Below are 22,130 nucleotides of genomic sequence, written 5' to 3' on the forward strand. Positions count from 1 at the left end.
CCCCGCTCCCCCATCCGGAGGTCCATCCGTGTCCCGCACCACCTGGTCGTCGAGCACCGTCCCCGCGCCACGCCAGGACGAGGAGGAAAGACTCAGGGAACTCGGCTACCAGCCCGTCCTGGCCCGCCGCATGGGCGGTTTCGGCAACTTCGCCATCAGCTTCTCCGTCATCTCCATCCTGTCCGGCTGCATGACGCTGTACGGCTTCGGGATGGTCACCGGCGGCCCGGCCGTGATGCTCTGGGGCTGGGCCGGTGTCGGCCTCTTCGTGCTCTGCGTGGGTCTCGCGCTCGCCGAGGTCACCAGCGCGTACCCGACGTCGGGGGCCCTGTACTACATGGCCGACCGGCTCGGCGGGCGCCGCTGGGGCTGGTACACCGGCTGGCTGAACCTGCTCGGGCTGCTCGGCGCGATCGCCGGCATCGACTACGGCGCCGCGCTGTTCACCGGGGCGTTCCTGAACCTGCGGTTCGGCTTCACGCCGACTGCCGAGAAGACCTTCCTGATCTTCCTGTGCATCCTGCTGCTGCACGCCGTCCTGAACCTGTTCAACGTACGCCTGGTGAGCCTGCTCAACTCCATCAGCGTGTGGTGGCACCTGGCCGGTGTCACCGTGATCGTCGGCGCGCTCGCCCTCGTGCCGGACCACCACCAGTCGGTGTCGGACGTCCTGACCATGTACAACGACGGCACCGGCTGGGACAACCCGCTCTACGTCACGGCGATCGGCCTGCTCCTCGCCCAGTACACCTTCTCCGGGTACGACGCCTCCGCCCACCTGTCCGAGGAGACCTCCAACGCGTCGGTGACGGCGGCGCGCGGCATCGTGCGCGCCATCTGGGCGTCGTGGATCGCCGGGTTCGTGCTGCTCGCCGGGCTCACCTTCGCCATCCAGGACTACGCGGGCACGCTGAAGACGGACACCGGTGTGCCGCCCGCCCAGATCATGATCGACGCGCTGGGCGAGTCCGGTGCGACGGCGCTGCTGTTCATCGTGATCGTGGCCCAGCTCTTCTGCGGCAACGCCGAGACGGCGGCGGCGAGCCGCATGGTGTTCGCGTTCTCCCGCGACAACGCGCTGCCCGGCTCCGCGCTGTGGCGCAAGGTCAGCTCCCGCACCCAGGTGCCGGTGCCCGCCGTGTGGCTCTCGGTGGGCCTGGCCGCCGTGATCGCGCTGCCCTCGCTGTACTCCACGACCGCGTACACCGCCGTGACCGCCATCAACGTCATCGGCATCACGCCGGCCTACGCCATTCCGATCTTCCTGCGGCTGCGCGCCGGCGACCGCTTCCGGCCCGGGCCGTGGAACCTCGGCCGCTGGAGCAGGCCCATCGGCTGGATCGCGGTGGTCTGGGTGGCGTTCGTGACCGTCCTGTTCTGTCTGCCGCAGACCTCGCCGGTGACGGCCGAGACGATGAACTACGCGTCGATCGCGCTGGCCGTGGTGCTGATCCTGGCCACCGTGTGGTGGTTCGTGGCGCGCCGCTCCTACAGCACGCCTCAGGCGTACGGCTCGGACCGCGAGCAGGCCGAGGTCGCCGAGGGCATCGTCTGAGGCGCCCTGCCCGGCGTGGTTCCCGTGGCCGGGGCTCGCGCCGCGGGGTGGGTCAGCGGCCGCCGGCGACGCGCAGGATCGTGCCGGTCGTGTACGAGGCGTCGGCCGAGAGCAGCCACGAGACGGCCGCGGCGACCTCCGCGGGCTGCCCCGAGCGGCCCATCGGGATGCCCGGGGCGAGCTTCGCGGGGCGCTCCGGATCGGCGTGGAAGTCGGTCCAGATGACACCGGGGGCGACGGCGTTGACGCGGATGCCGTCCGCGGCGACCTCCTTGGCCAGGCCGATCGTCATGGTGTCGACGGCGCCCTTCGCGGCGGCGTAGTGGACGTACTCCCCCGGCGAGCCGAGCGTCGCGGCGGCGGAGGAGATGTTCACGATCGCGCCGCCGCCGTGCGCCTTCAGGTCCCGCACCGCGCGCCGGGCGCAGAGCAGATAGCCGAGTACGTTCACCTCCAGCGCGCGGCGCATCCCCTCGGCGTCGGCCTCCGCGAGGGGGCCGACGGGGCCGCTGACCCCCGCGTTGTTGACCAGCCCCGTGACGGGGCCGAGCTCGGCGGCGGCGTCGAAGAGGCGGTCGACGTCGCCCTCGTCGGCGGTGTCGACGCGCACGGTCAGGCAGCGGCGTCCGGCCGTGCGGAGTGCCTCGGCGGTTTTCTGGGCGGCGGCGTCGTCCGAGCGGTATCCGATGACGACGTCGTGCCCGTCCCCGGCGAGCCGGCCGCCGATGGCGGCGCCGATGCCGCGGCTGCCGCCGGTTATGACGGTTACGGGGCTCTGCATGGGACCTCCGGTCGGGGGGGTGGGTTACTGGCGCCGCTTCGCGGCGAGCGGCGGGGCGGACCGTGGGTCCGCCGGGGTGGTGGGGCGGGGTCTGGGCGCCGCTCCGCGGCGGTGTTTTCCCACCCACCCACCCGTTGCTCCGCGTCGGATTCCTCGGGGCACCCCAAGTCTTGGTCCTAGCTGCTCGACGCGGGGCAAACGGGTGGGTGGGTGGGAGATATCGCCGCGAAGCGGCGGTCAGGGCCGGGGTTCGGGGCGCCGGAAGTTCAGGGAGCGAGGGTGTCTTCGGGGGCCGCCTGGTCCGCGGGGAGGCTGTCCATGAAGGAGCTGACGGAGAAGACCGCGTTGCCGGGCCCGGCCGGCCCGTACCCGGGCGGCGAGGAGAGCCCGTTGGCCTCCATCGTCGCCCGGTACGCCTCAAGAAGCCGCACGTGGTACTCCAACGGCGCCCCCTGAGGATTCGCCTTGCCGAGCGGCGTCGTCGGCTCCGGACACCACGTGGTGAACCGGGGCGTGATGCCCCGCGACATGAAGTACTGCAGGCCCTCGACGGTGGAGTCGATCGCCTCGTCGACCGTCTTGAAGCCGAACGGCTCGGCCATCTCCACGCCCGCGACGAAGTTCGGGATCACGTTGCGCGGCCCGAAGACCTCCGCGGAGTCCAGGATGCGCCGGTGCCACTCGTCGCGGCCGACGTAGCGCTCCTTGCCGGGGCAGTACCGCTCGAAGAGATAGGGGTCCCACACCTCGTAGTTGGGGTGGTAGATCCGCACGCCGTAGTCGTGGAAGCGCCGCACGTCCGCCTTGGGCAGGGCCTGCGCGACGACCTTGCCGATCCAGCGGCCGGGGAAGCGCTCCTCGATGGCCTTGGCGTACTGCCCGTAGAAGTCCGCCTCGTCCTTGCCGCCGATCTGCGAGGTGATGGCGCCCCCGGTCAGCGTGTACGCGGTGGAGGACTTGTTGGTGTCGTACTTGTCGATGATGGCGAGGGCCTCCAGGACCTCCTCCACCGGCTTGACGCCCGTGTAGGGGCGGCCCGCCGCCTTGTGCTGGCGCCAGTTGTGGTTGATGTCACAGTACTGGCACTCCTCCTTGGCGCCGAAGTACTGGCAGACCCGGAAGACCGTCAGATAGATGAGGTAGCCCCACTGGATGGTGGGCGCCACCTCCATGACGGACTTGCCGTTCTCCAGCGTGTGCCGGTAGTAGTCCGGCATGGGCGGCAGGCCGACGTCGGAGATGCGCACGCCGTCGAGGTAGAGGCCGAGCACGCCGTGGTCGTCGGCGGCGACCCGGTAGGGCGAGGCCGGGTTCACGCGCACCGACACGACGGTGCGGCGCAGCTCGTAGGGGCCGCCGGTCAGGACGATCTCCTCGGGCGGGCGGCGCAGCGCGGCGGCGCCCAGCTCGGGGAGGGTGCCGTGGTCGAAGGAGAAGATGAAGTACGACTTCGGCTTGACCTCGCCGCCTTCGTTGTCGCTGAGGGCGGACTCGTCGAAGGCGATGCCGCCGCGCAGCAGGTCCTCCTTGATCACGGCCTCCCGCGGCACGTGCGGGAACCGCTCCATGAGTGACTCGATGAGCTGAGTACGGCTCTCGCTGCGGCTTGGCATGGGCCGGGCACCTCGGATCCTTGTCGTCGATCTGTCCCGTCCACGCTAATACCCGCCCGGCCCTTCGCGGATCCGGCTCCGGTCGCGGGCCGCGTCCGCCCCGGGTCTAGGCTTTGGACGGTATGCCCTCCCGCCCGTACGAGACTGTGCCGCGGGTCGGGCCGCGCGTCAGGCCGTCGGCCGGGAATCCGCCGGGCGCCGGCGGAGCGCCGGGGTGGTCAGGGACCGGGGGGCCCAGACGCCGTCCGGCGGGTACACGTCCGTGCCGGGCGGCACGATCTCGTCGATCCGGTCGAGGGCGGCGTCGTCCATGGCCACGGACGCGCCCTTGAGGGTGGCGCGCAGCTGCTCCATGGTGCGCGGGCCGATGATCACCGAGGTGACGGCCGGGTGGGCGAGCGGGAAGGCGGTCGCCAGCTCCGGCAGGGAGCAGCCCACCTCCTCGGCCACGGCGACGAGCCGCTCGACGGCCTCCAGCTTCGCCGCGGTGAGCGGTGCCGCCGGATCGAAGCGGCCCGGGTGCAGGGTCGGGCGTCCGCTGCTCAGGTCGAGGGCCTGTCCCTTGCGGTAGCGGCCGGTCAGGAATCCCGAGGCCAGGGGGCTCCAGGTGAGCACTCCCATGCCCAGCCGCTGCGCCACCGGCAGCACGTGCTTCTCGATGCCCCGGGCCAGCAGTGAGTACGGGGGCTGCTCGGTGCGGAACCTCTGGAGGCCGCGGCGGTCGGCCACGTGGTACGCCTCGACGATCTCCTCCGCGGGGAAGGTGGAGCAGCCGAACGCTCTGATCTTGCCCTGGCGCACCAGGTCGGTCAGGGCGGAGAGCGTCTCCTCGATGTCGGTGGCGGGGTCCGGCCGGTGCACCTGGTAGAGGTCGATCCAGTCCGTCCCGAGCCGTCGCAGGCTGTCCTCCACGGCCCGCACGATCCAGCGCCGTGAGTTGCCGCCCTGGTTGGGGCCCTCCCCCATCGGGAAGTGGAACTTGGTCGAGAGCACGACGTCGTCGCGCCGGCCCTTGAGCGCTTTGCCGACGATCGTCTCCGACTCCCCGGCCGAGTACATGTCGGCGGTGTCGACGAAGTTGATGCCCTCGTCCAGCGCGGCGTGAACGATCCGTACGCAGTCGTCGTGATCGGCGTTGCCGACGGCCCCGAACATCATGGTGCCGAGGCAGTAGGGGCTGACCTCGATGCCTGTCCCGCCCAGAACGCGGTGGCGCATGCGCTTCTCCTTCGTCGACGCCCTCTTGGCTGCTTGGCTGCGCTGGACCCTACGACCTGGAGTCCGCTCCAAGGCAAGTCCCCAGGGCGAGTACGGACCTTCGGCGGGGCGGCTCAGCTCTTGGAGCCGGACAGGGCGACGCTCTGGACGAAGTGCCGCTGGAGGAAGACGTAGACGAGCAGCATCGGCAGGCTCGCTATGAGTGAACCGGCCATCATCACCGGGTAGTTGGTCTCGTACTGGCCCTCCAAGGAGGTCAGTCCGGCGCTGATCGGCATTTTCTGCGGATCGGTGTTGACGACCAGGGGCCACAGCAGGTCGTTCCAGGACCACATGGCGGTGATGACGGCGAGCGCGGCGAGGGCGGGCCTGATCAGCGGCAGCATGACGGACCAGAAGATGCGGAAGGGGCCCGCGCCGTCGATGCGGGCGGCCTCCTCCAGTTCCGCCGGCAACATGAGGAAGAACTGGCGCAGCATGAAGGTGCCGAAGGCGCTGAACATGCCGGGCAGGAACAGCGCGGGCGCGGAGTTGAGCAGGCCGAGCCGCTGGATGATGTCGTACTGCGGGAGGACGAGCAGTGAGCCGGGGACCATCAGGACGGACAGGAACAGCCCGAACAGGACGTCGCGGCCCCAAAAGCGCATGCGGGCGAAGGCGTAGCCGGCGAGCGAGCAGAACACCAGCTGGCCGAGGGTGCGGCCGAGGGTGTTGAGCACGCTGTTGGTGAGCATCTCGCGGAACGGCAGCGCGGTGAACACCTCTTGGAAGCTCGTCCGGTTCCAGTGGTCGGGCAGAAACGTGGGTGGCACCCGAGAGGTCTCGGCGAGGGTCTTCAGCGCGGTGAGGAGCTGCCAGAGGAAGGGGAAGACCATCACGAGCGCGCCCAGGGACAGGACGGCGTGCGTGGCGACGGATCCGGCGCGGCGCCTTCGTGCCGGGGTGTCAGGCATAGTGCACCCACCGCCTCTGGAGCCGGAACTGCAGACAGGTCAGGCCGGCGATGAGCAGCATCAGCAGGAAGGCGAGCGCGGCCGCGGCTCCTTGCGCGTTCTCGATGAACGCCCACTTGTAGAAGAGGCCCACGATGGATTGGGTGTCGCCGATCGCGGGGTTCTTCTCGGCCATCATGATGTAGATCAGGTCGAAGGTCTGCAGTGAATTGATCATGCAGATGACGGAGGCGAAGAAGATGGTCGGGCTGAGCAGGGGCAGCGTGATGGTGAAGAACCGGCGCAGTGGCCCGGCCCCGTCGAGTTCGGCGGCCTCGTAGTAGTCCCGCGGGATTCCCTTGATGCCCGCCATGAAAATGATCAGGTAGTAGCCGGTGGTCGACCAGACCATCACCGCGCCGATGGCGTAGACGGCCGTGGAGGGGTCGGACACCCAGTAGTGCCGGTCGGCGCCGAAGCGACCGAGGAGGTCGTTGAGCAGCCCGAAGTCGCCGTTGTAGAGCCAGTTCCAGACCAGTCCGACGGCGACGGGAAGCGTCACGAACGGCACGAAGTACAGGGCGCGGTAGAGGGCCACACCGCGCAGGCCGCGCCGGTTCAGCAGGGACGCGACCACGATCGCGATCGGCAGGGCGGTGAGGCCGATGACGCTGTAGAGGAGCGTGTTGCCGAGTGCCTGCCAGACGGTGACGTCCTTCACCACGCGGACGTAGTTGTCGGCGCCGATGAAGGTGTGACCGCCGAACGTCCCGAATTCGGTGAAGCTGAAGTAGAAGGTCTGGAGCAGGGGCCAGAAGTAGAAGACGGTGAAGCCGAGTCCGAGCGGCGCGATGAAGAGATAGGCGGCGCGCTGACCGCGCGGGGTGGGGCGCGCGCCGGACGCGGTGGCGCCGCGTCGGGCCGCCTTCGAGGCCGCCGTGGCGGGAAAGACGCTCATGAGGCGCGTTCCTCCTTCAGGGCCCGGTCCATGTGTTCACCCAGGGTGCGGGCGGCGCTCTCGATTCCGCCCTTGCCGCTGAACGCGGCGCCGAGGAGCGGGTATTGGAGGTTCTCCCAGACGGCGGTGTTCTCGGAGCTGGGGTAGGGGACGGCGTACTTCTGCATGTCGATGAAGTGCTTGAGGTCGAATTCGGGCATCGACGCGAGCCAGGCGTCCTGTGTCCCCTCGTGGCTGGAGATGGTGACGCCCGCCTTCGCCTGTATCTGTGCCGCCTCGCGCCCCGCCATGAAGTGCACGAGTTTCCAGGCGGCCTCCTTCTTGCGGCTCTTGGCGGAGATGACGTTCGCGAGGCCGTGGATGATGGTGGCCCTGCGGCGCCCCTTGGGCAGGACGGCTATGCCGCCGTGGTCCCGGAGCGCGGGCACGGCGTACATCTGTCCGGCCATCGCGGACAGGTCGTAGTTCATGGCGACCTTCTCCGACCAGTAGCGGACCCGGCCGACGGACTCGACCATCGCGCTCTGCGGCGGCGACCAGCCCCGGTCGATCATGTCGGTGAGGAAGCGGAGGCCCTCGATGGACCGCTCGTCGGCGAAGCCGGAGCGGCCGTCCTTCAGGATGTGACCGCCGGCGCCGCAGACGGCCGGATAGATCTTCGTCTGCCGGTCCATCTCGGCGGCGAAACCGTGTACGCGCCGCCGCGGATCGGTGAGTTCGGCCGCCGCCGCACGCACGTCGTCCCACGTCCAGTCGGCGTCGGGGTACTTGATGCCCGCCTTGTCGAAGAGCGCCTTGTTGTACCAGAGGCCGATGGTGTCGAAGTCCTTGGGAATGCCGTACTGCGTGCCGTGGTGGGCGTAGAGGCGCACCAGGGAGTCCGGGTGGCGGTCCATGGGGGTGGCGTCGGCCGCGATGTGGCCGGAGAGCGGTTCGAGGACGCCGCCCGCCGCGTACAGCTGGAAGTTGACGGCGTTCATCCAAAAGACGTCCGGGGCGGTGCCGCCGCGCATCGACGTCTTGAGGGTCGTCCAGTAGCTCGCCCAGGGCGTGAGGGCGATCCGCACGGATATCCGGGGGTGCCGTCTCTCGAAGGCGGCGATGATCTCCCGCATGCCCGGCGCCTGCGCCGGGTCCCACATGCCGTACGACAGTGTGGTCCCGCCCCCGCCGTCCGCGCCGTCGCCCCCGCCGGAGCAGGCGGCGAGCACCGGGGCGGCCAGCGCCCCGCCGAGCAGTGTCCTTCTGCGCATACGCGCCCTCGCCTCCCGAGAAGTCGCCGGCGCGGGCGTCCGCGGCGGCCGGTCAGTCGAAGTACGACTCCAGCGTGCCCCGGCGCCGTACGTCCAGGGTGGCGCAGTGGAACGAGCCGCCGAACGGCGCGTAGTGGAGCAGGTCGCAGGGGATCGGTTCGAACCCCCACTGTTCGAGGGCGCGCAGCATGCCGGTGTGGTGCCGCTCCGCGATGACCCGCTTCTCGTCGATCATCAGCACGTTCATGCTCAGCCATTTGCCGCACAGCGAGGTCATCGTGAGCAGGCGTCCGTCGATCGCGTCGGGCTCGGGGGCGATCAGGACGTCCCAGGAGCGGAGCACGTCCGGCAGCCGGTCGACGTCGATGTACTCGGGGTTGACCAGCACCTTCCCCGGCGCGAGCAGGACGAAGGTGGTGTCGATGTGCATGGGCGTACGGCAGCGGCTCTCGATCTCGTGGACGCGGTACGCCGGGCCGAGGTGGCGGCGCAACCATTCGATGCCCAGCTGATTGGTGACGTTGCTCCGCGTCACGAACAGGTCGCGGCCCGCGCGCATGAAATCCGCCGCATCGAACACCGGCTCGAACTCGGTGAGGAGGTAGCGCATGGGCTCGCCGGCGCGCGGCGGGCGGAAGTCCTTCTCGTACAGCGCGTCGGTGAGCTGGGGTTTCGGCGCCGATGTCCAGCGCGCGCCGCGCCGGAAGTAGTCCTTGAGGAGCGCGCGGTAGGAATGTGTCTCGAAATACCGGCACGGCCACGCCATCGGGGTCTCGATGATCTCGTCGCCGACGACGAGCAGGCCGTCGCGCGGACAGGTGTTGCAGAATCCGCGCGAGGACCAGTCGGGGGTGGCGAAGCGCCGCTTGTGGTCGACCGCGTCCGGACGGGTGACGGTGACGCCGAGGGACCGCAGGAGGGCGATGAACTGGTCGAGCTCCCGCTGGGCCGGTTCGATGAGCCGGCGCGGATACGCGAAGCCGGCGGCGAGCCCCTGGAGCCGCGCCGCCCAGGGCGGGATGTTGCATGCCACGACCGGATGGCTGGAGGGGATGGTCGCGCCGTCGAGACGGCCGACGATCACCTCCTCCAGCGGATCCCACTCATTGTGCGAGGCGACCGGCGAGACGAGCGGCTCGCGGGTCTGCTCCCCGGCCGTGCTTCCGGGCCTGTCCACCACCGTCATCCTCAACCGCTTCCGCTCGCAGGGACCGGGGCCGCGCTCGACTCGGAGGAGTTCCCGCCGCCCGGCGCGGTGCCGGGCGCTCGGAGGTTTGCCGGCGCGTCGAGTACCAGCATCCGCGAAATCCATGCCGCCGCCACACGCGACACCACGAGGCCGCCGACCGGTTGACAGACCCGGCCGAAACGTGAAGCTCCAGGTGGGGGCAGGCACACCCGCCGACCAGGGATGGGGCAGGATGACGTCCGCGCCGGGCCGGACCTTTCGTTCCGGCGTGACCGAGCCCCCGGAACCTGAGCAGGTAACACAAGGTGACGACACATCACATACGCCGCACACAGGCGCACTCGCCCCGCACGACGGGAGCGACGCGATGACCCGAGCGCTCACACCGCACGACTGGATCATGGCCGGGATCGCGGTGGCCGCCGGCGTCGCGGCCGGGCTGCTGCTGCGCGCCCTGCTGCGCTGGCTCGGCGAACGGGCCAGCCGGACGCGCTGGAGCGGCGACGACGTCATCGTCGACGCCCTGCGCACCCTGGTGCCCTGCGCGGCCATCACCGCCGGGCTCGCCGCCGCGGCGGGCGCCCTGCCGCTCACCCCGCGCACCGGACGCAACGTCACCATGGTGCTGACCGCGCTGCTCATCCTGGCGGCGACGCTGACGGCGGCCCGGATCGTCACCGGCCTCGTCGGGGCCCTCGCCCAGTCCCGCTCCGGGGTGGCGGGCTCCGCCACCATCTTCGTGAACATCACCCGGGTCGTCGTGCTCGCGATGGGCTTCCTCGTCGTCCTGCAGACCCTCGGGATCTCCATCGCGCCCCTGCTCACCGCCCTCGGGGTGGGCGGCCTCGCGGTCGCCCTCGCGCTCCAGGACACCCTCGCCAACCTCTTCGCGGGCGTCCACATCCTCGCGGCGAAGACCGTGCAGCCCGGTGACTACATCCAGCTGAGCAGCGGCGAGGAGGGCTACGTGGTCGACATCAACTGGCGCAACACGACGGTGCGGCAGCTCTCCAACAACCTCGTGATCATCCCGAACGCCAAGCTGGCGAGCACCAACATGACCAACTTCAGCCGCCCCGAGCAGGAACTGTCCATCACGGTGCAGGTCGGGGTCGCCTACGACAGCGACCTTGAGCACGTCGAGCGCGTCACGACCGAGGTCGTGGACGAGGTCATGAAGGACATCACGGGCGCCGTCCCCGACCACGAGGCGGCCGTCCGCTTCCACACGTTCGGGGACTCGCGGATCAGCTTCACGGTGATCCTCGGCGTCGGCGAGTTCAGCGACCAGTACCGGATCAAGCACGAGTTCATCAAGCGCCTGCACCAGCGCTACCGCGCCGAGGGCATCAGGGTCCCCGCCCCCGCCCGCGCCATCACCGTCCAGCAGGGCGAACTGCCGCCACCCCTCGGCATCCCGCAGCAGCGGGACCTCTCCATGCCGCCCCGCGTGCGCTGAGCCGACCGGCGGACCGCTCGGTGGCGGGCCGCGCGACCCCGTGATCCACTCCTCGGCATGGGGCACGACCACGGCCCGTCCGCCGCGACGACGGGCGGCACGCTCAGCGGGACGTACCGCGGCCGGCTGCTGTGGACCATCGGCATCAGCGCCTCGATCACCGTCATCCAGGTGGTCGGCGCCCTCCTGTCCGGCAGTCTCGCGCTCCTCGCCGACGCCGCGCACAGCCTGACCGATGCGGTCGGCGTCGCTCTCGCCCTCGGCGCCATCACCCTCGCCCAGCGCGCCCCCACACCGCGCCGCACCTTCGGGTTCTACCGGGTGGAGATCTTCTCGGCGACCCTGAACGCGCTGCTCCTCGTCGCCGTCTTCGGGTGGGTCCTGTGGTCGGCGGTCGGCCGGTTCAGCGAACCGGTGGAGGTCGAGGGCGGCCTGATGTTCGCGGTCGCGGTCGGCGGGCTCCTCGCCAATCTGGTCGGCCTGTGGCTGCTGCGCGACGCCAAGGAGAAGAGCCTGAATCTGCGCGGCGCCTATCTGGAGGTGCTGGGGGACGCGCTCGGCTCGCTCGCGGTGATCGCGGGCGGCCTGGTCATCTGGCTCACGGGGTGGCAGGCCGCCGACCCCATCGCCTCGATCGTCATCGGGCTGCTGATCGTGCCGCGCGCGTACGGCCTGCTGAGGGACTCCGTCCACGTCCTCCTGGAGGCGACCCCGCAGGACGTCGACCTCGGCGAGGTGCGGCGCCATCTGCTGGCGGAGCCCGGTGTCGTCGCCGTGCACGACCTCCACGGCTGGACCGTCACCTCGGGGATGCCCCTCCTCACCGCCCATGTGGTCGTCACGGACACCGCCCTGGCGAACGGGTACGGACCACTCCTCACCCGCCTCCAGCGGTGCGTCGCCGGCCACTTCGACGTGGCGCACTCGACGCTCCAGCTGGAGCCGGAGGGGCACACCGAGGAGGAAGAGGCGCTGCATCTGTGAACCGCCTTCCGGAGACGTACGCCGTCGTCGGGACGGCACGGGGCGAGCACGGGGCGAGCACGGACCGGCGTCGGGCAGTGGCCCCAGTGCGCCCTTGCCGACCGGATGGCCACTCATGTGCAGAACTCATGTGTCGGACTCACGTGTAGGACCGGATGGCCACCGTGACATCCATGGTGAAGGCGTTCCTCCCCGCTGCGGACGGCAGGCCAAGGGCCCGGTCGAGCGCGTGGCTCAGGACGCCGCACCCACTGGTGCCCGGGGCGGCGAACTCCGCGTCCTGGGTGGCGAAGGAGACGACCAGGGGGTCCTTCGATATCACCCGGGTGGGGCGGGTGTCCTTGAGCACCAGGTGGACCGCCTCCTCCGCGCTGCCCACCGAGCAGCGCGACGACGGCCGAGCCTGTGGCCCGTGCGCCGCGCCGACGGCGAACGTGAGGTCGAACTCGCCGCGCCGGGTCTCGTCGGACAGGAAGTCCGAGTAGCCCCCATACCGTGGGGTCAAGGTCAACGGGGTGCCTCCCGCCCGGATGGACAGAGCGGTCATCGCGCCGAAGACCTGGCGGAATTCACCGTCCACCCGGCCCTCCGCGAAGGTGATCTTCATGGGCTCGGTGAGCGGCTCGTCGACGGCGCCCATGCGCAGATGTCCCGTGGCGTGCATGACCTCGCAGCGCCAGGTGCCGGGATCCGCGCCGGCGGGCAGCTCATCGGCGGCCGGGCAGACGGAGAAGTCGAACCCGGGCAGCGCCGCCGTCCGTTCGACCGCCTGAGCGGGTGTGGCGACCAGGACGAATCCGGCAAACAGAGCCCCCGCGGCAGCGCTTGCGATACGGCGGAACACGCGATGCGAGGTCATTCGGTTCGAGGTCATACACCCAGCATTGCAGAGATTTCTCTGCAGAGGAAGATCTGCAGAGAAATCTCTGTCCTCGCGTTAGACTGCTCGCATGACGAAAGAGCGGAGAGCGGATGCCGCGGCGCGGCGCACGGTCGACAGCCCCGCGGCACTGAAGGCCCTCTCGCATCCCCTGCGGCTGCGCATCCTGCGCCACCTCGGCACGGCGGGCCCGGCCACCTCGACCACCCTGGCCGCCGCCCTCGGCGAGAACACCGGCACGCTCAGCTACCACCTGCGCATGCTGGAGCGCAGCGGCCTCATCGAGGACATCCCCGAGCGCTCCACCGGACGGGAGCGCTGGTGGCGCGGGGTCCGCGGGCTCGACATCCGCAGACCGCCGCAGGGCGAGCTGACCGAGGCCGAGCGCGCCATGTCGGCCGAGCTGGACCGGATGCGGATGGAGGAGGACGTCGAGCTCGCCCGGCAGTTCACCGCCGGACAGGCGGAGTCCGAGGGCTGGATGCGGGGGTCACGCAGCCTCAGCCACCTCACGAAGGCTGAGCTGGACGCGTTCCACGACGACTATCTGGCCCTGCTCGCGCGCTATGCCCGAGGTCCCGAGGACGCCCCCGCCGACGCACGGCCCGTGCTCCTGCGCTGGTTCGGCCTGCCTGCCGACTGACCGTCTGAGTGAGGGAGGCAGACGGCGGCTGACCTGATGGAGGCGCCCCCGGGCGTGCTCCCGGTCAGGTTAGGGTGACATTCCTGAGGGTGCGTGAAGTACACGACAGGGGGCTCGCGTTGGAACGCCTGGTCGGAGCGGGGCCGGAAGCGACCGGGCGCGGTGGCCCGGTGACCGGCCGGCCGGTGGCCCCGGTGCTGCCGCCCTCGTTGCGCGCGTGGCTCGGACTGGTCGCCGCTCTCGCCGCTTTGGCGGTCGTCGGGCTCGGGGCGATGTACGCCGGCCACAGCGAGCCCGGCCGGGTGGACCGGTGGGTCGTCGAGCCGACGGCGGACAGCGTGCGTCCGCCGTGGCGGCACGTCGCCGGGGCCACGGACTTCCTGGGGGAACCCGTCGGAGCGGCGGTGCTCGTCCTGGGCGCCGTGCTGTGCTGCCTGCTGCTCCGGTGGCCCCGCGCGGCCGTCCTCGTCGCCCTCGGCCCCGGTCTGACCGTGGGGACGACGACCCTGCTCAAACCCTTGGTCGGCCGCACCATCCACGACGGAAGCCTGTCCTACCCGAGCGGGCACACCGCCTTCCTCACCGCGCTCGCCCTCGCACTGGCGCTGCTCGCGACCGGCCGACTCGGCCACGGCGGGAGGAGTGGCGCCTCGCTCGTGCTCCTGGCGGCGCTGGTCGCCGGCGGCACCATGGGCTGGGCGCAGGTGGCCCTGGGCGCACACTACCCGACCGACACGCTCGGCGGCTGCTGCACCGCGCTGGCGGTGACCCCGGCCGCCGCGTGGCTGGTCGACCGGGCGAGCGACCGGATGGCGGACCGCAGAAGCGACCCGGCGGACGACCGGATGGCCGACGCCGGGCGGCCGTAGCCTCGCCCGCACTCCCACACTCCCACACTCCCACACTCCCCCACTCCGGCGCCCCGCACCACGACGCCCCGGCACCCCCGGCGCCCTGACACCCCGCCCCCGACCCCCGGCACCTCACGCCTCGCGCCGGAACACCGGCTTCACCGGTCGGCCCGCCAGCCACGGAGTGGGGTCTCCGGCGTCCAGCGCCTTCCGGTACACCGCACACGCCTGGGCGACCACCTCGACGGTGTGGTCGATGTCGGCGTCGTCGAGCGCGCTGCTCACCACGAACGACGGCGCCAGCACCCCGCCCGCGAGAAGGTGCCGGAGGAACAGGGTGCGGTACCGCTGCGACGGCCGGCCGCTCTCGTCGAGGGTGGCGAACACCAGGTTGCTGGCCCGCCCCCGCACGACGAGGTGGTCCCCGACGCCCATGGCGGCCGCCGCGTCGCGCACCCCGGCGGCCAGCCGCTCGCCGAGTGCGTGCAGCCGCGCGGTGACGCCCTCCTCCACATAGGTGGTGAGCACGGCCGTCGCGGCCGCCAGGGAGTGCGTCTCCGCGCCGTGCGTGGTGGACAGCAGGAACACCCGGTCGCCCGCTCCCCGCAGCCCGCCCCGCTCCATGAGGTCGCGGCGCCCGGCCAACGCGGAGACGGCGAACCCGTTGCCCAGCGCCTTGCCGAACGTGGACAGGTCGGGGACGACGCCGTACAGGCCCTGGGCGCCCGCCTCGGACCAGCGCAGGCCGGTGATCATCTCGTCGAAGACCAGGACGCAGCCGTGGCGGTCGGCCAGCTCGCGCAGCCCGGCGAGGTACCCCGGCGGGGGCTCGGTGTGGGTGGCGGGTTCCAGGATCAGGCAGGCGACCTCGCCCTCGTGCCGGGTGAGCAGTTCGTCGGTGGCGGCCAGATCCCCGTACGGGAAGCCCAGGGTGAGATCGGTGGTCGCCGCCGGGATCCCGGCGGACATCGGCGTGGTGCCGATGAACCAGTCGTCCACGGAGAAGAACGGATGGTCCGCGCAGACGGCCACCCGCGAGCGGCCGGTGACGGCGCGGGCGAGGCGGACGGCGGCGGTGGTGGCGTCGGAGCCGTTCTTCGCGAACTTCACCATCTCGGCGGTCGGCACGGTGGCCAGGAAGCGTTCCGCGGCCTCGACCTCCACGATGGACGGCCGCACGAAGTTGCTGCCGCGGTCCAGCTCCCGCCGCACCGCCTCCAGCACTCGCGGGTGGGCGTGTCCGAGGCTGACCGACCGCAGGCCGGAGCCGTATTCGACGTAGCGGTTGCCGTCGACGTCCCACACGTGGGCGCCGTGGCCGTGGCTGATGACGGGGGCGAGGTCCTCGGGGTACTGGTCGTCGCCCTTGGCGTAGGTGTGCGCCCCGCCGGGGATCAGGGCGTGCAGCCGCTCGTTCGCCTCTCGCGACCGGGGCAGGTCCAACTCTTCCCTCTCCACGCCGACTTCAGCTCTCTTCCTGGTGCCGCAACTGCTTGAGGACCTCGGCGAGGCTCGGCGCCCGCCGGTCCCGCGGGGACATCGACGTGGCCGGCAGCGGCCAGGGGATGGCCAGCTCGGGGTCGTCGAAGGCGATCGTGACGTCCTCGGCGGGATCGTGCCCGCGGTCGATCCGGTACGAGGTGTCGGCGGTCCCGGTCAGCGCCTGGAAGCCGTGCGCGCACCCCGCCGGGACGTACAGGGTGCGCTGCGTCTCGCCGGACAGCTCGAAGAAGGCCCGGGCGCGGTAGGTCGGCGAGTTCGGCCGCAGGTCCACGACGACGTCGAAGATCTGCCCGTACGAGCACCGCACCAGCTTGGCCTCGCCGGCACCGGAGCGCAGGTGCAGGCCGCGTACCACGCCCCGGACCGAGCGGGAGACGCTGTCCTGGACGAAGGCGGCCGGGTCGAGGCCCACCGAGCGGACCACGTCGGCGTCGAAGGTGCGGCAGAAGAAACCGCGTTCGTCGGCGTGCGGTGTCGGTTCGAAGAGGAACGCGCCCGCGATCTGGGGGACTTCGGTCGCTTTCATGGCGTCTCCTGCCGGGCGTGGCCCTGTACGTGGTCGGTGGCGGGGAAGAGGGCCTCGGCCAACTCGGCGAAATGGTGCTTGAGTTGGTCCTCGACGGAGGCGTTGCGCTCGGTGAGGGTCTGGCGCAGCTCCGCCGCCCGCCGCTCCAGGTCGCGGAACTGGCCGAGCAGCCGGTCGGCGTCGACCTCGCGGGCCGGGTGGCAGTACGCACCGAGCCCCATCCGGTGCATGAGCGCGTCGCTCTTGGCCGCGTAGCTGAGCGCCAGCGTCGGGGTGCCGGTCTTCAGGGCGCAGACCAGGTTGTGGTAGCGCGTCGCCACCACGCTCTCGGCGGCCGCCGTCTCCTTCATCAGGTCGGTGAGCGAGGCCGTCCCGGCCGCGGTGACCAGCGGCGAGCCCACCGCGTCGAGGATCGCGGCGACCACCGGCGCGTCGCACGCGTCGCCGGTGAGCAGCCGTACGGGTCTGCCCTCCTCGGCCAGCGCGCGCACGAACCGGGTCGTCCCGTCGAGGTAGCGGCGGTGGATCTCCTGTGCGTGGGCGCGGTCGTCGTCGCCGCCGTGAAAGGCCATCACACCGACGCAGACCACGCCCGGCCCGGCCGGTGGTGCGCCCGCGGGCGGTGCCGGCAGGGCGAAGGCGAGGTCGGGGTGGACCTCGTCGCGCGAGGTGTCCACGCCCATCGCCCGCATCGCGTCGCGGGACAGGGTGTCCCGGTACGAGCGGTACGAGGCCAGCCGCGCCGACCGGCGCACCAGGGCCCGGGTCGCCCGGCTGCCGATGGGGGCGGCGCCGACGCCGACGAGCGCGACCCGGGTGCCGAACAGCCTGCCGGAGGCGCAGAGCAGGAACAGGGAGTAGGGAAAGCCCCAGGGGCGCAGCGGCAGCGTGGCCTCCAGGACGCCCATGCCCGGCACGATCACCACGTCGTGCCCGCGCACCCAGGCGGCGGTGCGGACGGCGTCCACGACTTTGCCGAGGCCCTTCCCCAGGATCGCGCCCGCGCGTGAGGCGGTGCGGTACTCGCCCCGGTACCAGTGCAGTCGCGTCGCCGGGATCGCGTACCGGGCCGTGACGGTCCCGGGCCCGCCGCACAGCGCGTCCACGACCGCCTCGGGGTGTGCGGCGCGCAGGTATGCGAGGACGGCCTCCAGCGATCCGTCGTTGCCGAGGTTGCCGGAGCCGAGCAGGCCGAAGAGGCCGACGCGGACAGTGCTCACCCCTGCCTCCCCTCACGGCCGGCGACGAGGGCGTCCACGGAGACGGCGAGCCGGCCGGGGTCGACCGGGGCGCGGTCCTCGACCCGCTCGCCGGCGCCGGGCCGGGCCCGGCTGGTCAGCCACGCGGCCAGGTGGCCGTAGCACGCGCGCCGGTCGGCCGACGACAGCGGCGCCCGCCGGATCGCCGAGGCGAAGCCCCAGACGTACTCGGCGAGCAGCCGGGGGGTCGGGTGCAGGGGGCCGGCCCGGCGCGGGTCGAGGTTGACGCACCGGGAGCGCTTGGAGGGGTTGGCCCGCTCGGCGCGGGTGGGGTGGTCGCGGCGGAAGTACAGCAGCTCCGGCACTTGGTGGAAGGGCCCGTGCAGGGTGATCTCGGCGACGAATGTGCGGTCCGCGTGGTGGTAACTGTCGTGCGGCTTCACGCGGCGCAGCACGTCGGCCCGCAGCACTCCGTAGAAGTCGTCGCCGCCGGGCTCGAACAGCAGGCTGCGGAAGCGTTCGGGCGCGTGCGGCGAGTCGGTGGCGAGCCCGTAGTCGTAGGGGACCTTCACCCGGCCGTCCTCGTCGATGACCGCCTGGCCGCTGTGCGCGAGGACCACCTCGGGCCGCTCGTCCAGCACCTCGACGCAGCGCCGCAGCAGGTCCCGGGCGTAGAGGTCGTCGTGCGAGGCCCACTTGAACAGTTCGCCGCGGCACTGGGTGAACACGTAGTTGTGGTTCGGCGCGGCGCCGATGTTCCGGGGCAGCCGGAGGTAGCGGATGCGGGAGTCCCGCGCCGCGTACTTGCGGCAGATGTCCTCGGTCCCGTCGGTCGAGGCGTTGTCGGTGATGACCAGCTCGAAGTCCTCGTAGGTCTGGCCGAGCAGGGCGTCGAGCGACTCGGCGAGATACTCCTCGCCGTTGTACACGGGCAGGCCGATGCTCAGCCGGGGATGGGCGCTCATGGTGTCCTCACTTCACGGATGGGGTTGTGGTGGCGCTCGCGCAGGGCGGACCGCAGGTGCAGCCACCACACCGCGCAGGCGCCGACGGTCGCGGCGGCCACGCCCCAGGCGGAGCCGACCGTGCCGGCCACGGCCGCCCCGCCGAGGCCGCCGACGACGTAGCAGGCGGAGGCGAACAGCTGGCCGCGCAGGCTGCGCCGGGCGGCGGCGAGCGCGCGCAGCCCGGCCGCCGCGCCGGTGCCGAGGCCGGCGCCCGCGACGCCGAGCGTGGCCGGCACGATGAGCTGCGAGGCGGAGCTCCAGACGTCGCCGAGCACCAGTTCGCCGGCCCGGTCCGGTACGAGGAGCAGCGCCGCGCCCCAGAGCAGCGCGGCGACGGCCTGCGCGCCGCCCAGCAGGAGGCAGAACCTGCCGAGGCGGTGCGGGGAAGCGCGCAGCACCCGTGCCGCCTCCGCGACGGTGACCAGCGACAGGCCCATCAGGATGGCGAGGAACGGGCCGAGCAGGAGTTCGGCGCCCCGGATCGTGCCGACGGCGCCGACCCCGACGATCGCGCCGAGGCCGTACGCCCGCAACTGGCTCGCGCCGCTGGTGCTGACGTTCTCGGCCAGGTACCGGTAGCCGAGGTCGTGGTGGACGCGGAGCCATGCGCGGGCCCCGGTCGGGCGGGGCCGGATGCCGGACTGGAAGCAGCCGTAGAGCGCGGCGACGGCGGCGGAGGCGCCCCAGGCGAGCACGAAGGCGCTCACGCTGCCCACGCGGGCGGCCACCACCATGGCGGGGATGAGCGCGACGCCCCACACGAGGTCGTTGACGAACGCCTTCCGTCCGGCGCCGGCCGCGAAGAACGAGTACCGCCAGGCGTCCTGGAGCAGCAGTCCCGGCAGCATGACGCCGAGGCCGGCGAAGGCGGGCCCCACGGAGCCGCCGGCAGCGAGCCCGGCCGCCAGGCAGGCCGCGCCGACGACGGCCCCGACTCCGAGCGCGGCGCCCGACGAGCGGGCCACCGCCGCTCGCCAGGACGCGTCCGGCACGCCGCTGAAGCGCACCACGAGCGGGTCGGTGGCGAGTCCGCGGGAGACGCTGAGCACCACGCCGTAGGTCACCCAGGCCAGGCTGAACACGCCGAACGCGGCAAGGCCCAGGGAGCGGGCGACGTAGATGCCCACCGCGAAGTTGGTCATGCTGGAGGCCGCCTGGTCGGCAAGGCCCCAGGACAGCCGGCCGAGCATGGCCCGTTTGGCGGTGGGCCGCGCCGTCCTCCGGCGTCCGGTGGCCATCGGCGTCATGCCTTGAGGAGTCCGGCGCCGCGCAGGGCGTCGGCCGCGGCGGCGACGGCGTCGAACGGCAGGGCGGCCCGCTCGGCGATGTCCAGCAGGCTGTGCTCGCCGTCGGAGAGGCTGAGCACCCACAGCATGGCCAGCTGGGCGTGGTGCGCGTCGCTGCGGCCGCCGAGCGAGTCGTACAGGCCGCGCCGGCCGAGCTGCGGTTCGCCGTGGGGGCTGAGGTTGAGGTAGCGGCGGTTGCGGTCGAGGACGGCGAAGGCCTCGCGGCAGACGGCGAGCGTGTCCGCCATCGCCTCCGGGGAGACGAAGGCGGGGTTGTCCGCCGAGGTGTGGTACTCGGGGTAGCCGGCGTACGGCGTGCGGCTGAGGGAGCCCACACCGAGATCGAAGCCGGGCGAGCAGTACTGCCGCTCGTCGTAGCCGTAGGGGGTGAACTCCCGGATCTCGTGCGGGCGTTCGGAGGTGGCGAGTACGTGCCGCAGCACCCGGTCGATCTCCGCGTCGCCGCGCCTGCTCTGCTTGTACGTCAGGGTGCCCCGGTCGCCCGCGCAGGCCAGCACCAGGCCGTGCCGGACCCTCCCCCGCCCTCCCGGCTGCGCCCCGTCGAAGGACGCCCCCTCGACCCGTTCCTTGTTGCGGGCCAGCCAGGTGATCGCGCCGATGGTGCCGGGCGCGAAGATGAACCGGTAGGTGTAGTAGGGCGTCCGCGCCGCCAGTGCCCTGGCCAGGAACGTCGCGACGGCGATGCCGGCGAGGTTGTCGTTGGCCAGTGACGGGTGGCAGACGTGGCAGGAGACGATGACCTCGTCGGCGACCTGGCCGGGCACGACGTGTTCGGCGTAGGTGAGGTGGCCGTCGGCGAGGGTGGAGTCGACGCGCACCTCGTACTCGCCGTCCGGCAGCGCGTCCAGGGCCTCCTGGGAGAGGCAGAAGCCCCAGTCCGGCTTGTAGTAGCTGGTGCGGTAGGGCACCAGGGTGGGCTGGTCCGGGAGGGTGTGCAGGTGCTTCCGCAGCTCGGTGAGCGGCATGGTCCTCGCCACCGGCACGCTGTAGCCGAGCACGTGCAGGCTGGACGCGGCGAAGTCGACGACGCGGCGGCCCGTGGCGTCGGCGATGTAGGCGTCCCGGATGTTCCACTCCTGCGGCACCGTCCAGTCGAGCACCTGCGTCCCGGTCGGCACCTCGTGGACCTGGAGCGGCAGGTACTCGTCGACGATCTTCAGGGTGGCGCGCACACCGTCGCCGGTGATGCTCCGGCACAGCGGATACAGCCGCTCCACCAGGGCGTGCATCTCCTCGCCGTGCCCCGTCACCGGCGCCGCCGCAGGGTGTCGTCGACGGTGCCGGCCCCGGTCGCCGCGCGCAGGACGGCGAGCCGCGTGAAGCGCTGCTCGAAGGCCTCCCGGGTCAGGCCGTGCTCCCGGTAGGCGTCGGCGAGTTCGAGCGCGCCGCGCTCGACCGTCCAGGCGCACGCGAAGCCGGGTATCGCGGCGCGGAACCGGGAGAAGTCCACCCGGTAGGACCGCGGGTCGGCGCCGTTCTCCCCGGTGATCACCACCTTGGCACCGGACACCGCCTCCGCGACCTGTTCGGCGATCTCGGCGACCGTGACGTTGTTGGTCTCGCTGCCGATGTTGAACGCCCGGTCGTGCACCGCCTCGCGGGGCGCCTCCAGCGCGGCCGTGAAGGCCGTGGCGATGTCGGCGGCGTGCACCAGCGGGCGCCAGGGCGTGCCGTCGGAGAGCACGAGGACCTCGCCGGACAGCAGGGCGTGGCCCACCAGGTTGTTCAGCACGATGTCGGCGCGCAGCCGGGGGGAGTAACCGAAGGCGGTGGCGTTGCGCAGGAACACCGGGCTGAAGTCGTCGTCCGCCAGGGCGTGCAGGTCGTCCTCCACCCGCACCTTGGACTCCGCGTACGGCGTCACGGGGCGCAGCGGGGCGTCCTCGCCCACGAGGTCACCGCCGCCGGCGGCTCCGTAGACCGAGCAGGTCGACGCGTACAGGAAGCGCCGCACCCCGGCCTCGCGGGCCAGCCGGGCCAGCCGTACGGACGCGTGGTGGTTGATGTCGTAGGTGAGGTCGGGTGCCAGCGCGCCGAGGGGGTCGTTGGAGAGTGCGGCCAGGTGGATCACGGCGTCGACGCCGGCGACGTGCTCGGCCGTGACGTCGCGCAGGTCCACCCGGTGGCCCGGCGGGTCCGCGGGCGGTGGGCCGAGGACGCAGTCGGCGAACAGGCCGGAGTCGAGGCCGACGACGTCATGGCCGGCGGCCGCGAGGACCGGGGCCATGACGGTGCCCAGGTAGCCCTGGTGTCCGGTCAGTAGTACGCGCAA

At 71.9% G+C, this 22,130-nt stretch carries 20 protein-coding genes; 5 read left to right on the forward strand and 15 right to left on the reverse strand.

Annotated elements, in window-relative coordinates; all coding sequences use genetic code 11:
* Positions 1-28 precede the first annotated feature (28 nt).
* Positions 29-1,555 (forward strand): amino acid permease, encoded by a 1,527-nt coding sequence (locus ACZ516_RS08710; RefSeq protein WP_358583457.1) that lies wholly within the window; start codon positions 29-31, stop codon positions 1,553-1,555.
* A 52-nt stretch (positions 1,556-1,607) separates the two neighbouring features.
* On the opposite strand, the gene ACZ516_RS08715 is transcribed toward ACZ516_RS08710, so the two are convergent.
* From ACZ516_RS08715 to ACZ516_RS08745, 7 genes are all read right to left on the reverse strand, one after another.
* Complete coding sequence (locus ACZ516_RS08715; RefSeq protein ID WP_469009235.1) at positions 1,608-2,336, reverse strand: SDR family NAD(P)-dependent oxidoreductase; 729 nt, start codon at positions 2,334-2,336, stop codon at positions 1,608-1,610.
* Positions 2,337-2,602: 266 nt separating this feature from the next.
* Positions 2,603-3,949, reverse strand: coding sequence for a radical SAM protein (locus tag ACZ516_RS08720; RefSeq protein ID WP_469009237.1), 1,347 nt, complete (start codon positions 3,947-3,949; stop codon positions 2,603-2,605).
* Between the two features lie 168 nt (positions 3,950-4,117).
* A complete protein-coding gene (locus ACZ516_RS08725) occupies positions 4,118-5,167 on the reverse strand; it encodes an aldo/keto reductase (RefSeq protein WP_469009239.1) in 1,050 nt (349 codons plus the stop codon).
* A 113-nt stretch (positions 5,168-5,280) separates the two neighbouring features.
* Positions 5,281-6,120, reverse strand: coding sequence for a carbohydrate ABC transporter permease (locus ACZ516_RS08730; protein ID WP_469009241.1), 840 nt, complete (start codon positions 6,118-6,120; stop codon positions 5,281-5,283).
* Entirely contained in the window at positions 6,113-7,057 is a 945-nt protein-coding gene (locus ACZ516_RS08735; protein ID WP_358577664.1) for a carbohydrate ABC transporter permease, read from the reverse strand. The genes ACZ516_RS08730 and ACZ516_RS08735 overlap by 8 nt, the downstream gene beginning before the upstream one ends.
* Complete coding sequence (locus ACZ516_RS08740; protein ID WP_469009243.1) at positions 7,054-8,310, reverse strand: ABC transporter substrate-binding protein; 1,257 nt, start codon at positions 8,308-8,310, stop codon at positions 7,054-7,056. Before ACZ516_RS08740 ends, ACZ516_RS08735 begins: the two co-directional genes overlap by 4 nt.
* Before the next feature lie 52 nt (positions 8,311-8,362).
* A complete protein-coding gene (locus ACZ516_RS08745) occupies positions 8,363-9,496 on the reverse strand; it encodes an amidinotransferase (protein WP_469009245.1) in 1,134 nt (377 codons plus the stop codon).
* Positions 9,497-9,866: 370 nt separating this feature from the next.
* Here ACZ516_RS08745 and ACZ516_RS08750 point away from each other — a divergent pair, with 370 nt between their 5' ends.
* Positions 9,867-10,958 (forward strand): mechanosensitive ion channel family protein, encoded by a 1,092-nt coding sequence (locus tag ACZ516_RS08750; RefSeq protein WP_358577656.1) that lies wholly within the window; start codon positions 9,867-9,869, stop codon positions 10,956-10,958.
* Between the two features lie 57 nt (positions 10,959-11,015).
* A complete protein-coding gene (locus ACZ516_RS08755; RefSeq protein ID WP_469009246.1) occupies positions 11,016-11,942 on the forward strand; it encodes a cation diffusion facilitator family transporter in 927 nt (308 codons plus the stop codon).
* A gap of 139 nt (positions 11,943-12,081) precedes the next feature.
* Here ACZ516_RS08755 and ACZ516_RS08760 read toward each other — a convergent pair whose 3' ends face one another.
* Positions 12,082-12,816 carry a hypothetical protein gene (locus ACZ516_RS08760; RefSeq protein ID WP_469009247.1) on the reverse strand — a complete coding sequence of 245 codons (735 nt, stop codon included), beginning with the start codon at positions 12,814-12,816 and terminating at the stop codon, positions 12,082-12,084.
* Positions 12,817-12,892: 76 nt separating this feature from the next.
* Between ACZ516_RS08760 and ACZ516_RS08765 the strand changes: the two genes are divergently transcribed.
* Together ACZ516_RS08765 and ACZ516_RS08770 are read left to right on the forward strand one after the other, a co-directional pair.
* Positions 12,893-13,465 carry an ArsR/SmtB family transcription factor gene (locus ACZ516_RS08765; protein WP_358699760.1) on the forward strand — a complete coding sequence of 191 codons (573 nt, stop codon included), beginning with the start codon at positions 12,893-12,895 and terminating at the stop codon, positions 13,463-13,465.
* A gap of 170 nt (positions 13,466-13,635) precedes the next feature.
* On the forward strand, positions 13,636-14,334 hold the full coding sequence (locus tag ACZ516_RS08770) for a phosphatase PAP2 family protein (protein WP_469009623.1): 699 nt from the start codon (positions 13,636-13,638) through the stop codon (positions 14,332-14,334).
* A 114-nt stretch (positions 14,335-14,448) separates the two neighbouring features.
* Here ACZ516_RS08770 and ACZ516_RS08775 read toward each other — a convergent pair whose 3' ends face one another.
* The 7 genes from ACZ516_RS08775 to ACZ516_RS08805 are packed head-to-tail and all read right to left on the reverse strand — an operon-like array spanning position 14,449 to position 22,130.
* Positions 14,449-15,774, reverse strand: coding sequence for a glutamate-1-semialdehyde 2,1-aminomutase (locus tag ACZ516_RS08775; protein ID WP_469009249.1), 1,326 nt, complete (start codon positions 15,772-15,774; stop codon positions 14,449-14,451).
* Positions 15,775-15,781: 7 nt separating this feature from the next.
* Complete coding sequence (locus tag ACZ516_RS08780) at positions 15,782-16,345, reverse strand: dTDP-4-dehydrorhamnose 3,5-epimerase family protein (RefSeq protein ID WP_358577646.1); 564 nt, start codon at positions 16,343-16,345, stop codon at positions 15,782-15,784.
* A complete protein-coding gene (locus ACZ516_RS08785; RefSeq protein WP_469009250.1) occupies positions 16,342-17,565 on the reverse strand; it encodes a polysaccharide pyruvyl transferase family protein in 1,224 nt (407 codons plus the stop codon). Before ACZ516_RS08785 ends, ACZ516_RS08780 begins: the two co-directional genes overlap by 4 nt.
* Complete coding sequence (locus ACZ516_RS08790; RefSeq protein ID WP_469009252.1) at positions 17,562-18,509, reverse strand: glycosyltransferase family 2 protein; 948 nt, start codon at positions 18,507-18,509, stop codon at positions 17,562-17,564. The genes ACZ516_RS08785 and ACZ516_RS08790 overlap by 4 nt, the downstream gene beginning before the upstream one ends.
* Positions 18,506-19,798, reverse strand: coding sequence for a hypothetical protein (locus ACZ516_RS08795; RefSeq protein ID WP_469009253.1), 1,293 nt, complete (start codon positions 19,796-19,798; stop codon positions 18,506-18,508). Before ACZ516_RS08795 ends, ACZ516_RS08790 begins: the two co-directional genes overlap by 4 nt.
* Positions 19,795-21,087, reverse strand: coding sequence for a DUF4910 domain-containing protein (locus ACZ516_RS08800; protein ID WP_469009625.1), 1,293 nt, complete (start codon positions 21,085-21,087; stop codon positions 19,795-19,797). The genes ACZ516_RS08795 and ACZ516_RS08800 overlap by 4 nt, the downstream gene beginning before the upstream one ends.
* Before the next feature lie 17 nt (positions 21,088-21,104).
* The gene (locus tag ACZ516_RS08805; protein ID WP_469009255.1) at positions 21,105-22,130 is read right to left on the reverse strand and encodes an NAD-dependent epimerase/dehydratase family protein; all 1,026 of its coding nucleotides are present in this window, start codon (positions 22,128-22,130) and stop codon (positions 21,105-21,107) included.

The sequence above is a fragment of the Streptomyces sp. NPDC034037 genome (assembly GCF_055575715.1).